This window comes from Onishia taeanensis (assembly GCF_003268885.1).
Lineage (GTDB): Bacteria > Pseudomonadota > Gammaproteobacteria > Pseudomonadales > Halomonadaceae > Onishia > Onishia taeanensis_A.
On record NZ_QLSX01000001.1, the window covers coordinates 367934 to 380377 of the forward strand.

A 12444-nucleotide genomic window follows, 5' to 3' on the forward strand; every position below is an offset into this window, starting at 1 on the left:
CACGCCTCCTACATCAGCACGATATCGTACTGTTCCTGAGAATAGTGGGCTTCCACCTGGAAACGTATGGTTTTGCCGATAAACACTTCCAGGTCGGCAACCGAGGCCGACTCCTCGTCGAGCAGGCGATCAACCACCGCCTGGGCGGCCAGCACCATGTAGGTCTCGGCGCTGTAGGCACGGTCTTCGCGCAGTATCTCGCGAAATATCTCGTAACACACCGATTCCGGTGTCTTGAGGGTGCCACGGCCATGGCACACCGGACAGGCTTCGCAGAGAGTCTGCTCGAGGCTCTCGCGGGTGCGCTTGCGTGTCAGCTGCACCAGGCCAAGCTCGGTGACGCCGGTGCACTTGGTCTTGGCATGGTCGCGTTCGAGCGACTTTTCGAGCATGCGCAGCACCTGGCGCTGATGCTCGGTGTCATCCATGTCGATGAAGTCGATGATGATGATCCCGCCGAGGTTTCTGAGCCTTAACTGGCGAGCGATCGCCGTGGCAGCCTCGAGGTTGGTCTTGAAAATCGTCTCCTCGAGGTTGCGATGGCCGACATAGCCGCCGGTGTTGACGTCGATGGTGGTCATCGCCTCGGTGGGATCGATCACCAGATAGCCCCCGGACTTCAACTGCACCTTGCGCCCCAGGGCCTTCTGAATTTCGTCCTCGACGCTGTAGAGATCGAAGATCGGCCGTTCGCCAGGATAGTACTCGATGCGCGATTCGTTACCGGGCATGAACTCGCGGGCGAACTCGACCAGCTTCTGAAAGTTTTCCCGAGAATCGATGCGCACCCGCTCAATCTCGTCGCGCATCACATCGCGCAGGGTGCGGATGAACAGCGGCAAGTCATCGTAGATCACGCTGGGTATACCGGCGGTGTGCTTGCGTTCGCCAACCTTGCGCCACAGCCGCAGCAGGAAGTGCATATCGGCGTAGAGCTCGTCTCGGGTCACGCCTTCGGCGGCGGTGCGAATAATGAAGCCGCCGGTGACCTCGATATCCTGCTCGGCCTGGCAGGACTCGGTCAGCTGACGCAGGCGCTCCCGCTCGCCCTCGTCCTCGATGCGCTGGGAGACGCCGTTGTGGGGCGAGTCCGGCATATAGACCAGATAGCGCGAAGGCACGGAAAGATGAGTGGTAAGCCGTGCGCCTTTCGAGCCAATCGGGTCCTTGGTGGCCTGCACCACCAGCGGCTGGCCCTCCTGGAGCAACTGACTGATCGACACCTGCTCGTCGAGCGGCGTGTTGGGCGCCATGACCTCGTGAGCATGAATAAAGGCGGCGCGATCGATGCCAATGTCGACGAAGGCGGCCTGCATGCCGGGCAGCACCCGCACCACTTTGCCCCGATAGATATTGCCGACGATGCCCCTTCGCCCGCTGCGCTCGATAAAGGCTTCCTGCAGGACGCCGTTCTCGACCACTGCCACGCGCGTTTCCATGGGCGTTAGATTGATCAGTACTTCACCGCTCATGCGGGCTTCCTTAATCATTTGCTCATACGGGTATTATGACACAGCTGCCTGGCCACTCATCCACAGCGCCACGCCCTGGCGCGCAAGCAGTTCGGCGGTTTCATAAAGCGGCAGGCCCACCACGGCGCTATGACTGCCTTCGATATGGGACACGAACACCGCTGCCCGACCCTGAATGCCATAGCCCCCGGCCTTGTCCCGGGGCTCGCCGGTCGCCCAATAGGCGGCCGCCTCAGCGGGACTGATCGCACGCAGGGTGACCCGGGTCGTGACGCAGATATCCAGCAGTCCCTGAGGGCCACTCACCGCCACCCCCGTAAGCACTTCATGGGTGTTGCCAGAGAGCGCCGCCAGCATCTCGAGGGCATGGGCGCGGTCGCGGGGCTTGCCGAGGATTTCGCCGTCGAGCACCACCGCCGTATCCGACCCTAGCACCGGAAGTTCAGAGAGGACTGCACCGGCAAGCGCCTTTTCGCGCGCCAGACGACAGACATAGTCACGGGGAAGCTCTCCCGGCAACGGCGTCTCGTCGATATCGACCGGGCGCACCTCACAGTCAACGTCGATCGACGCCAATAGCTCGAGTCGGCGCGGGGACGCCGAGGCCAGACACAGAATAGCCACGCACTCCTCCTTTGAGTGACAGGCCTCCGTCAGGACACGGCAAAGCGACGGCGCAGGGCCTGCAGCATGGTGAACAGCCAGGGCCACAGAACAGCGCCGATCAATGACGGCAGCAGGAAGGCCAGATGAATGGAAAAGGGACCAAACAGGGTCATCAACCACTGCTCGACCAGTTGCACGATGCCGAGCAGCACGAAGATCAGCACCGCCTGCTGCACCAGCGAATAGGCGCGCATGCGCTGATAGACCAGGGCAACCAGAAAGGCCAAGAGTGACAGCGCCAGGGCATTCAGACCAAGCGGCGAACCCTCGATAAGATCAAGCAGAATGCCCAGCACGAAACCATGAAAGACCCCGATGCGCTGGGGCATCACCATGCACCAGAAGACCAGCATCAGACCCAGCCAATCGGGCCGCCACATCAGCCACTTGTCGGCGAGCGGCATGACCTGCAGGCACAGTGCCAGCAGCAGGGTCGACCACACCAGCAGGTATCCGCGCAGTCCCATGGCAGCCATCAGCGCATCAACTCCTTTGGCAGAGGATCGAGGTCAAAGTCGTCCGTCCAAAGCGAATCCCCGGCGGCGACATCGACATCCGGTGGAAACAGCAGCAGGAAGTGCCTGGCGCGTTGCAGCTTCGCCACCGGCGTGGCCATCACCGTAGCAAAGGGCTTGCCAGGGTCATGCGCCACCTCACTGACACGCGCCACCGGATAGCCGACCGGGAAGCGACCGGCGAGTCCCGAGGACACCAGCAGGTCGCCTTCGCGAATATCAGCGGTGTCGGGCACATGCAGTACGCGCATGGCGTCAAAGCGCCCCGTGCCCTGAATGATGAACCGCAGCCCGTTGCGGTTTACCTGCACCGGCATCGCATGATTGGCATCGGCCACCATCAGCACCCGGCTGGTATAGGCCGAGACCGAGGTGACCTGCCCCACCAGCCCGGAAGCATCCATCACCGGCTGCCCCACATAGACCCCATCGCGACGGCCGCGATCGACGACCATCTGCTGGGTGAAGGGATCTGAATCCAGCGACAGGAGTTCCGCGGTGAGAAAAGGAATATCATCGCGCTGGGTAGCGTTCAGGAGTTCGCGCAACCGCACGTTTTCTGCGGTCAGGCTGGCCATCCGCTGGACACGATGTGACAGGGTCAGCAACTGCTGACGAAGCTGGCGATTCTCATCGACAAGGGCGCGCTGATCAGACATCGCGAGCGAGCCCCATGACAGGACATCACTGGGCAGACTGACCAGCCACTGCACGGGCGCAACCACGGTCGACAGCTGTGCCCGCAAGGCTTCGACCCGCGACAATTGATGTTCGGCAAACATCAACGAAAGCGCCAGCACCGCACACAGCAGCATGCGGTAACCGGGCACTGGCGCGTGCGTGAACAGCGGTTTGATAAGCGTTCCCCCGGGTCACGGTCTAGCGAACTGATCAGTCGCTGGAGAGTAGCTCGAAGGTATGCTGATCGATCATTTCCAGCGCCTTGCCGCCACCACGCGCCACGCAGGTCAGCGGATCTTCGGCGACGATCACCGGCAGGCCGGTTTCCTCGGAAATGAGCTTGTCCAGGTCGCGCAGCAGAGCACCGCCGCCAGTCAGCACCAGGCCGCGCTCGGCGATGTCCGAGGCAAGCTCGGGGGGAGACTGTTCGAGGGCACTCTTCACGGCCGTGACGATGGCCGCCAGCGTTTCCTGCAAGGCATCGAGGGCCTCGTGGGAGTTCAGCGTGAAGCTGCGCGGAATGCCCTCGGCCAGGTTGCGACCGCGCACGTCGATCTCGCGCAGCTCACCGCCCGGGTAGGCGCAACCGATCTCTTCCTTGATGCGCTCGGCAGTCGCCTCACCGATCAGGCTGCCGTAATGACGGCGCACATAGGCGGTGATGGCCTCGTCGAAGCGGTCGCCGCCGACGCGGATGGATTCCGAGTAGACCACGCCGTTGAGCGAGATAATCGCGATTTCGCTGGTACCGCCACCGATATCGACGACCATCGAGCCTTGGGCCTCTTCGACCGGCAGGCCGGCACCGATCGCCGCCGCCATCGGCTCCTCGATCAGGAACACCTCACGGGCGCCAGCGCCCTCGGCAGATTCCTTGATCGCACGGCGCTCGACTTGAGTCGACATGCAAGGCACGCAGACCAGCACCCGCGGACTCGGCGTCAAGAAGGTGCTTTGGTGCACCTTGCGGATAAAGTGCTGAAGCATCTGCTCGGTCACGGTGAAATCGGCGATCACGCCATCCTTCATCGGCCGGATGGCAGTGATATTGCCCGGCGTACGGCCCAGCATGCGCTTGGCATCAATGCCCACAGCAGCCACGGTGCGCATATTGCCCGATTGGCGAATCGCCACCACGGAAGGCTCATCGAGCACGATGCCCCGTCCGCGAACATAGATCAGCGTGTTGGCCGTACCCAAGTCGATCGAGAGATCGCTGGAGAACAGCCCACGTAAACGTTTAAACATGGAAGTCTTTCACCTAGTGCAGACCGGAACCCTGTGCGGACGCAAACGGTACCATCGCCGCTTTAATGCAGCAAGCGACATCGGGGGCGGACGCGAGAGTGGAAGCCCTGCCAGTTGGCCCAGGATATGGTACATTTTGCGGTTATTTACTGCGGCAGACGCCAGCTCGGCGCCGCCGCCACGATCCATGCTCAAGGGATATCCACCATGGCGCTTGAACCGCAAGACGTGCAGCGCGCGGCGCATCTGGCCCGACTGGGCCTTGATGAGACAGACGCCGACCGCTATGTCGACGACCTGACCCGTATTCTCGAGATGGCCGACCAGCTTCAGGCGGTCGACACCGACGGCGTGGCCCCGTTGGCGCACCCGTTGGATGCCACTCAGCGTCTGCGCGCCGACGAGGTCACCGAGACCGACCAGCGCGAGCGCTTCCAACGCAACGCCCCGGCGGTAGAGAACGGCCTCTACCTGGTGCCCCGCGTCGTCGAATGAGCCCTGCTCGCTGCCTGAATGCCTCATCTGGAGCCAAGCCTCAATGCATGACATGACCCTGACCGAGCTTGCCCGCGCCCTCGAGGCCGGCGAGTTCACCAGCCGCCAATTGACCGAATCGTTGCTCGCACGCGTCGAGCGCCTCGACGGCGACCTCAACAGCTTCATCAGCGTGACCGCCGAGCAGGCACTGGCCGCCGCCGATGCCGCCGACGCCGCCCGCGGCCGCGGCGAAGCCGGCCCGCTCACCGGCCTTCCGCTGGCCCTGAAAGACATCTTCTGCACCCAGGATGTACGGACCAGCTGTGGCTCGAAGATGCTCGACAATTTCGTTGCGCCCTATGACGCGCATGTGGTCGAGAAGCTCAAGACCGCCGGCACCGTGAGCCTTGGCAAGACCAACATGGACGAGTTCGCCATGGGCTCCTCCAACGAAAACAGCTACTACGGCCCGGTCAAGAACCCCTGGGATCTCTCAGCCGTGCCCGGTGGCAGCTCCGGTGGCAGTGCCGCCGCCGTGGCTGCAGGCCTGGTACCGGCGGCGCTGGGTACCGACACCGGCGGCTCGATTCGCCAGCCGGCCGCCTTCTGCGGCATTACCGGTCTGAAGCCCACCTATGGGCGCGTCTCCCGCTACGGCATGGTGGCCTACGCCTCGAGCCTCGATCAGGCCGGCCCCATGGCCCGCACCGCCGAGGACTGCGCACTGCTGCTGAGCGCCATCGCCGGGCATGACCTGCGCGACTCCACTAGCGTGGCCCGTGGTGTGCCCGACTATCGCGCCGAGCTTGGCGCGTCGCTGTCCGGCCTCAAGATCGGCCTACCCAAGGAATACTTCGGCGATGGCCTGGACCCGGCGGTTGAGAGCGCCATTCGCGAGGCGGTCAAGGTCTACGAATCCCTCGGCGCTACCGTGCAGGAAGTCAGCCTGCCGCATACCCATCACGCCATCCCAGCCTACTACGTCATCGCCCCGGCCGAGGCGTCCTCGAACCTGTCCCGCTATGACGGCGTGCGCTTCGGTCATCGCTGCGACGCGCCCAAGGATCTCGAGGATCTCTACAAGCGCTCCCGGGCCGAAGGCTTCGGCGACGAGGTCAAGCGCCGCATCCTGATCGGCACTCACACCCTCTCCGAAGGCTTCTTCGACGCCTACTACAAGAAGGCCCAACAGGTTCGCCGCCTGATCCGCCAGGATTTCATGGACGCCTTCGAGGAAGTCGACGTGCTGATGGGCCCGTCGACGCCGACGCCGGCCTTTGACCTGGGCGCCAACAAGGACCCGGTGTCCATGTACCTGCAGGACATCTACACCATTGCCATCAACCTGGCGGGCATTCCCGGCATCAGCGTGCCGGCAGGCGCCGTCAACGGCCGCCCGGTGGGTCTGCAGATCCTCGGCCCGCACTTCGCCGAATCGCAGCTACTCAACGTCGCCCACCAGTTCCAGCAGGTCACCGACTGGCACCAGCAACGCCCGGCCTTCGGCAAGGAGAACGCATGATGCAATGGGAAACCGTGATCGGCCTAGAGGTCCACGTCCAGCTGGCCACCCGCTCGAAGATCTTCTCCGGGGCCTCCACCGCCTTCGGCGCCGAGCCCAACAGCCAGGCCTGCGCCGTTGATCTGGGCCTGCCCGGGGTCCTGCCGGTGCTCAACGAGTCCGCCGTGGCCATGGCGGTGCAGTTCGGGCTCGGCATCGATGCCGAGATTCCCGAGGTCTCGATCTTCGATCGCAAGAACTACTTCTACCCGGACCTGCCCAAGGGCTACCAGACCAGCCAGATGTATCACCCGATCGTCGGGCCGGGCGAGGTCGAGATCACCCTCGATGACGGCGAAACGAAGCGCATCCGCGTTCATCACGCCCACCTTGAGGAAGACGCCGGCAAGTCGCTGCACGAGGACTTCCATGGCATGACCGGGGTCGACCTGAACCGCGCCGGCACACCGCTTCTGGAGATCGTCTCAGAGCCCGACATGCGCTCTGCCAAGGAAGCCGCGGCCTACCTGAAGGCGATCCATTCCATCGTCACCTACCTTGGCATCTCGGATGGCAACATGGCCGAGGGCTCGATGCGCTGCGACGTCAACGTCTCGGTGCGCCCCAAGGGGCAGGAGGCCTTCGGCACCCGCGCCGAGATCAAGAACGTCAACTCCTTCCGCTTCGTCGAGCGCGCCATCGCCTTCGAGGTCGAGCGCCAGGTAGAACTGCTCGAAGACGGCGGCAAGGTCGTACAGGAAACGCGCCTGTACGACCCCGATGCCGACGAGACCCGCAGCATGCGCACCAAGGAGGAGGCCAACGACTACCGTTACTTCCCCTGCCCCGACCTGCTGCCAGTGGTGCTCGATGACGCCTACGTGGACCACCTGCGCACCTCGCTGCCGGAACTGCCCGCAGAGAAACGCGCACGCTTCCAGGGCGAGCTGGGGCTGTCCGCCTACGATGCCGGCGTGCTCTCGGCGACACGCGCCATGGCCGATTTCTTCGAGGGGGTGAAGGACGTCTGCGGCGATGCCAAGCTGGCCGCCAACTGGGTACAGGGCGAATTCGCCGGCCGCCTCAACAAGGAAGGCCTGGAGATCGCCTCGAGCCCGGTATCGGCTACCCAACTCGGCGAGCTAGTGGCCCGGGTCAAGGACGAGACCATCAACGGCAAGGCCGCCAAGCAGGTCTTCGCCGCGCTGTGGGACGGTGAAGGCGACAGCGCCGATGCAATCATCGAGGCCCGCGGCCTCAAGCAGGTCACCGACACCGGCGCCATCGAGGCGATGATCGATCAGGTGATCGCTGACAGCCCGGTGCAGGTCGCCCAGTATCGCGATGCAGAACCGGATAAGCGCGGCAAGATGATCGGCTACTTCGTCGGCCAGGTAATGAAGGCCTCCCGCGGCACCGCGAATCCCCAGCAGGTCAACGGCTTACTCAAGGAAAAGCTCGACGCCCTGTGCTGAACCATCCAAGGCACTGAATGGCAGGCGTGGGAAGTGAATCCCGCGCGCTGCCCGCAACGCAAGACGCCCCCTTTGAAGGGGGCGTCGTCGTATACGGCGGTGTCACTACCATCAGGCCCGGTCAGCCGCTCTTGTGCGCCTCGATCTGCTCTCGCAGGGCTTCCGCTTCGGCGGTCAAGGAGGCATTGGCGTGCATGTCGCCATTGCGGGCGGCTTCCATGGCCTGCTCAAGCTTGCGCTCATAGGCCTTCTGCAGCTTCTTGGTCGGGTCGCTCTTGAAGATCCCAAACATGGCGTCGCTCCTGAAGTAATGTCCCTGCAGACTACGCCAATTTATGTACAATATCGATACAGGTATTGTACATCGCTATGCCTTCCCGCCTCCCCACTCTTCGACCATTCCCCTAGACGATTTGGTGCCCCATGCGCCCCGCTACCCGCCAGACTCTTTAAGAACCGTCATGTGCTGTTAGTGACGAGGGTGCGCCTAAGCCCCACTCTCTCTGTTTCCATCCGTCGCCCGGAACGGCGACGTCCTTCGACCCTCCCCACCCGGCATGGAAGCCCTACGGGCCAGCCAGACTTCCCCTCAAGGGGGCTTGCCATGAAGACACTTACCTACCGGACTCTGGAGGGCGATGAACAGTCATTGCCCCTAGAAGCCATTGACCGCCTGCGCGCCGCCCTTCACGGCAGCGTGATCACCCCGGACGATGCCAGCTATGACATGCTGCGCCAGCTGTGGAATGGCATGCTGGACCGGCACCCTGCACTGATCGCCCGCTGCCTGGGCGCCAATGACGTCGCCCAGGCCATTAACTTCGCCCGCGATCATGCCATGCGGCTCAGCGTGCGGGGAGGTGGCCATCATATCGCCGGCAATGCCATCGCCGAGCAAGGCATGACTATCGACCTTTCGGCGCTGCGCAACGTGCGGGTGGATCCGCGCCGACGGACTGCCCGGGTCGATCCTGGCGCCCTGCTCGGCGATCTCGACCGGGAGACCCAGGCCTTCGGGCTGGCCACACCACTGGGCATCAACGCCACTACCGGGGTCGCTGGCCTCTGCCTGGGCGGGGGATTCGGCTGGCTGACGCGGCGCCACGGCCTGACCGCTGACAATCTACTGAGCGCCGACATTGTCACCGCCGATGGTCAGCGCCACTGGGTCTCGGCCAGCGAGGAGCCCGACCTTTTCTGGGCCATTCGCGGTGGCGGCGGCAACTTCGGCGTAGTGACCTCCTTCGAGTTCCAGCTCCACCCGGTGGGCCCCGACGTTTACGCGGGCCTGGTGGTCTACCCCTTCGATCAGGCCGAGCGGGTGATGCGCGCCTGGCGGGACTTCACCCAGACCGCTCCTGACGAACTCAGCGTCTGGGCAGTGCTCCGCCAGGCCCCACCGCTGCCCTTCCTGCCCGAATCTGCCCATGGCCAACCGGTAGTGGTATTTGCCCTGCTCTATGCCGGTGAGATCGCCGAGGGCGAACGCCTGGCGGCTCCAGTACGTGCCTTCGGCACCCCGCTCGGCGAGCATCTCGGCGCCCAGCCCTACACCGCTTTCCAGTCGGCCTTCGACCCCCTGCTCACCCCGGGCGCACGCAACTATTGGAAGTCCCACGATTTCGCTCGGCTCGATGATGAGGCTCTCGCGGCGCTGATCCGCGCGGCCGAGACACTGCCCGGCCCGGAGTGCGAGATCTTCGCTGCCCAGTTGGGCGGCGCTATGGCCCGGGTTGAGCCCAGCGCCACCGCCTACGCGGGACGCAACGCCACCTATGTCGTGAATGTTCATGGCCGTTGGCAAGCCGCCGAGGACGATGCCCGCTGCCGCGACTGGGCCCGCCAGGCCTTTACGTCCCTGGCGCCCTTCGCCACGGGCGGCGGTTATGTGAACTTCCTCACCGAGGATGAAGGCGACCGGGTGGCGGCGGCCTACGGGATCAACTTTGCCCGCCTACAGGCCATCAAGCAGCAGGTCGACCCCGGCAACCTATTCCGCATGAACCTCAACATCCCTCCGCAAGTCGGCGAGGTGGCAGCCTGACAGGCCAGCGGGAAAGCGGGAAAGCGGGAAAGCGGGAAAGCGCCGAGAACCGTGCGGCAGACTGGAAGGCACAGTGACCGGATAATCATGACGACACGGGCGCCACCAGGCGTCCGGCATGGGAATGGAAACAGGCATGGGAACCGGCATGGAAAATATCGAAGGCCGACAGCATGCCGGCCCCTTCGCATCAGCCCTGAGAGTCACCCTGAGACGTTGCCTGACCAGCCTGCCACTGGGGCTGGCCGTTCTGCATCAACACCCGGTTGCCCTGGGGCGCCTCATCGAGGCGGGCGCTGAAGACCTGACCATCGACCCGGTATTCCACGTCATACCCCAGGTGCTCCTGACGGGTATCGGTGACGGTGTGGCACTCTTGTCGGGTGGTGGTGCTGGTCTGACCGGCCTCGATGCGCCCCTGAACCTCGCGCCCCGCCAGGCCACCGCCCACGGCACCGGCCACAGTGGCGATCTTCTTGCCATTACCACCGCCGACCTGATTGCCGAGCAGGCCGCCGACGATGGCACCCGCGGCGGTGCCGATAATGCGATTGGGGTCGCGGCTGGGCGCCTGCTGGCTGACCACCACGTTCTCGCAGACCTGGCGCGGCGTCTCGACGGTTCGCGTCGCCGCCTCGACCTGCAGGATGTCGGCATAGACCGGCTCAGGCGCTTGGGAATAGCTGCTGACCTGATAGGCCCCCACCGCCAAGCCGCCAAGACCGAGAACTGACAGGGTGCTACCAATCACGATGGACTTGTTCATCACTCGCTCCTCAAACACGACACAGGGGTCGACCACACAGGGGTCGACATGGATAAGAGTCGGCTCGGGGGAATCCAAAAACTGGAATCTCGCCCCCGGGGCACGCGCTGGCGCCAGGCGAGGTGACGGGAAAGGATGAGACGGGGACTCGGGCGACATCCTGCCGCTGACGAGTCGGAGACGGGCGGAGTATAGCGCAGGGATCATAAAGCAGACACGTGAATCACGGCAGCTGTGCGGTGTTTCCACACTTGCCGACGGCCTGTCGCCATCGGCAGACGCAGTGAGACGATGCCCTCAGCCGGCGCCATTCATGCGCCCAAACGAGCAAAGGCCCGGAGCCGTCATGGCGACCCCGGGCCCAGCAGACATGACCCATTGAGGATTAGCGCGCCTGAACTTCTGACCATAGCTGCTGGAAGATCTGCAGCTCGTCGCCTGCAAGGCTCGGGATGAAGCGCAGCCGCTGCATGTCCTCGTCGCTTGGCTGCACCGGCGGCTGGGTCAGCACCGCGTCCAGATACGGCTCAGCAGCCGCATTGGGGCTTGCGTAGTAGTTGTAGTTCGACAGCTGGGCGCCTACCTTCGCTTCGAGCAGGAAGTCGATGAAGGCATGGGCGAGATCGGGGTTTGGCGCCTCGGCGGGAATCATCATGGTATCGACCCACATCTCGGCTCCTTCATCGGGGATCATGAAGGCGGTATTGGCGAAACCCTCGGGATCTTCTTCCTTGAAAGCCAGATAGTCGCCGTTGAAGCTCATCGCCGCATGCACCACGCCGCGGGACAGCTGCTGCAGCGCCGGGGTGCCGTCGGTGAAGCCGCTAAAGGTGTCACGTCCCTTGGTCTCGATCAGAAGCTTCGCCGCCTCCCGCCAGGCATCCAGGCCGGTGCAGTCATAGCCATGGCCGAGATAGGCGCAGGCCCCACCCATGGTCACCTGCCCATCGCCCGCTACCGCGAAGGGGTAATCCGGATTCTCGTCCGCATCAAACAGCAGCGACCAGCTCTTCGGCGCGTCGGGGAAGGTGTCGGTGTTGTAGATGATGCCGGTGGTGCCCCACTGGTAGGGCACGCTGTAGTCGCCGCCCGGGTCATAACCGGGGTCTTGGAAGGTGTCCATGACGTTATCGAGGTGCGAAAGCTTCGTCTTGTCCAGGGGCTGCACCAGGCCGGTCTCGATCAGGCGCGGCACATAGTAGTTGGACGGCACGATCACGTCATACTGGGACACGCCGCCAGCATTGAGCTTGGCAAACATTTCCGGCAAAGAGTTGAAGTAGTTCTGCACCACCTCGACATCGTAGCGCTCCTCGAAGGCATCGATGATCGCCGGGTCCATGTACTCGGTCCAGTTGAACAGATAGAGCTTGTCGTCTGCGGCCTGAGCGCCGCCGGCCAGCATCAGGCCGATGAGTGGCCAGGCCAGGCGGACCGACCGAACGAAGGGACGAGGAAGCGAATGCGGCATGCGTGACTCTCCTGAGTAGCGATGATGTGATGTTAAGCGGGATGAGATCGGCGAAACCGGCAGGGTGCCACGTCAAGGCCTTCCTGGCGACATCACCGTGGGGCCAGGTCACGGCCGCTGGCCCGGAG

12 protein-coding genes are annotated in these 12444 nt (G+C 63.9%); 4 read left to right on the forward strand and 8 right to left on the reverse strand.

All coding sequences use genetic code 11. The features are described from left to right. Nucleotides 1-8 precede the first annotated feature (8 nt). Genes rng through BCL93_RS01775 form a run of 5 tightly spaced genes read right to left on the reverse strand, consistent with a single transcriptional unit; the run spans nt 9 to nt 4582 of the window. Nucleotides 9-1472, reverse strand: a complete 1464-nt coding sequence (gene rng, locus BCL93_RS01755; protein WP_112053384.1) for a ribonuclease G — start codon at nt 1470-1472, stop codon at nt 9-11. Between the two features lie 33 nt (nt 1473-1505). Further along, complete coding sequence (locus BCL93_RS01760; RefSeq protein ID WP_112053598.1) at nt 1506-2090, reverse strand: Maf family protein; 585 nt, start codon at nt 2088-2090, stop codon at nt 1506-1508. Between the two features lie 35 nt (nt 2091-2125). Further along, nucleotides 2126-2614, reverse strand: coding sequence for a rod shape-determining protein MreD (mreD, locus tag BCL93_RS01765; RefSeq protein ID WP_112053385.1), 489 nt, complete (start codon nt 2612-2614; stop codon nt 2126-2128). Next, nucleotides 2614-3510, reverse strand: a complete 897-nt coding sequence (gene mreC / locus BCL93_RS01770) for a rod shape-determining protein MreC (protein WP_258395931.1) — start codon at nt 3508-3510, stop codon at nt 2614-2616. The genes mreD and mreC overlap by 1 nt, the downstream gene beginning before the upstream one ends. A 34-nt stretch (nt 3511-3544) precedes the next feature. Next, nucleotides 3545-4582, reverse strand: a complete 1038-nt coding sequence (locus BCL93_RS01775) for a rod shape-determining protein (RefSeq protein ID WP_112053387.1) — start codon at nt 4580-4582, stop codon at nt 3545-3547. 207 nt (nt 4583-4789) lie between these two features. On the opposite strand from BCL93_RS01775, the gene gatC reads away from it, so the two are divergent. Genes gatC through gatB form a run of 3 tightly spaced genes read left to right on the forward strand, consistent with a single transcriptional unit; the run spans nt 4790 to nt 8035 of the window. Further along, on the forward strand, nt 4790-5077 hold the full coding sequence (gene gatC / locus BCL93_RS01780; protein WP_112053388.1) for an Asp-tRNA(Asn)/Glu-tRNA(Gln) amidotransferase subunit GatC: 288 nt from the start codon (nt 4790-4792) through the stop codon (nt 5075-5077). 43 nt (nt 5078-5120) lie between these two features. Beyond that, entirely contained in the window at nt 5121-6581 is a 1461-nt protein-coding gene (gene gatA / locus BCL93_RS01785; RefSeq protein ID WP_112053389.1) for an Asp-tRNA(Asn)/Glu-tRNA(Gln) amidotransferase subunit GatA, read from the forward strand. Beyond that, nucleotides 6581-8035, forward strand: a complete 1455-nt coding sequence (gene gatB, locus BCL93_RS01790) for an Asp-tRNA(Asn)/Glu-tRNA(Gln) amidotransferase subunit GatB (RefSeq protein WP_112053599.1) — start codon at nt 6581-6583, stop codon at nt 8033-8035. The genes gatA and gatB overlap by 1 nt, the downstream gene beginning before the upstream one ends. Before the next feature lie 121 nt (nt 8036-8156). Here gatB and BCL93_RS01795 read toward each other — a convergent pair whose 3' ends face one another. Continuing rightward, nucleotides 8157-8327 carry a DUF6435 family protein gene (locus BCL93_RS01795; RefSeq protein WP_112053390.1) on the reverse strand — a complete coding sequence of 57 codons (171 nt, stop codon included), beginning with the start codon at nt 8325-8327 and terminating at the stop codon, nt 8157-8159. Nucleotides 8328-8639: 312 nt separating this feature from the next. Here BCL93_RS01795 and BCL93_RS01800 point away from each other — a divergent pair, with 312 nt between their 5' ends. Continuing rightward, entirely contained in the window at nt 8640-10079 is a 1440-nt protein-coding gene (locus tag BCL93_RS01800; protein WP_112053391.1) for an FAD-binding oxidoreductase, read from the forward strand. 190 nt (nt 10080-10269) lie between these two features. Here BCL93_RS01800 and BCL93_RS01805 read toward each other — a convergent pair whose 3' ends face one another. Both BCL93_RS01805 and BCL93_RS01810 read right to left on the reverse strand, forming a co-directional pair. Beyond that, entirely contained in the window at nt 10270-10845 is a 576-nt protein-coding gene (locus BCL93_RS01805) for a glycine zipper 2TM domain-containing protein (protein WP_112053392.1), read from the reverse strand. Nucleotides 10846-11230: 385 nt separating this feature from the next. Continuing rightward, nucleotides 11231-12316: an ABC transporter substrate-binding protein gene (locus BCL93_RS01810; protein ID WP_112053393.1), complete on the reverse strand. Its 1086-nt coding sequence runs from the start codon at nt 12314-12316 to the stop codon at nt 11231-11233. Nucleotides 12317-12444 lie beyond the last annotated feature (128 nt).

What these genes read in the sequence shown, in the direction of transcription:
- rng (WP_112053384.1), bottom strand. Translation starts at nt 1,472, where the DNA reads ATGAGCGGTGAAGTACTGATCAATCTAACGCCCATGGAAACGCGCGTG.
- gatA (WP_112053389.1), top strand. Translation starts at nt 5,121, where the DNA reads ATGCATGACATGACCCTGACCGAGCTTGCCCGCGCCCTCGAGGCCGGC.
- BCL93_RS01805 (WP_112053392.1), bottom strand. Translation starts at nt 10,845, where the DNA reads ATGAACAAGTCCATCGTGATTGGTAGCACCCTGTCAGTTCTCGGTCTT.
- BCL93_RS01810 (WP_112053393.1), bottom strand. Translation starts at nt 12,316, where the DNA reads ATGCCGCATTCGCTTCCTCGTCCCTTCGTTCGGTCGGTCCGCCTGGCC.
- gatC (WP_112053388.1), top strand. Translation starts at nt 4,790, where the DNA reads ATGGCGCTTGAACCGCAAGACGTGCAGCGCGCGGCGCATCTGGCCCGA.
- BCL93_RS01775 (WP_112053387.1), bottom strand. Translation starts at nt 4,582, where the DNA reads ATGTTTAAACGTTTACGTGGGCTGTTCTCCAGCGATCTCTCGATCGAC.
- BCL93_RS01800 (WP_112053391.1), top strand. Translation starts at nt 8,640, where the DNA reads ATGAAGACACTTACCTACCGGACTCTGGAGGGCGATGAACAGTCATTG.
- mreD (WP_112053385.1), bottom strand. Translation starts at nt 2,614, where the DNA reads ATGGCTGCCATGGGACTGCGCGGATACCTGCTGGTGTGGTCGACCCTG.
- BCL93_RS01795 (WP_112053390.1), bottom strand. Translation starts at nt 8,327, where the DNA reads ATGTTTGGGATCTTCAAGAGCGACCCGACCAAGAAGCTGCAGAAGGCC.
- gatB (WP_112053599.1), top strand. Translation starts at nt 6,581, where the DNA reads ATGCAATGGGAAACCGTGATCGGCCTAGAGGTCCACGTCCAGCTGGCC.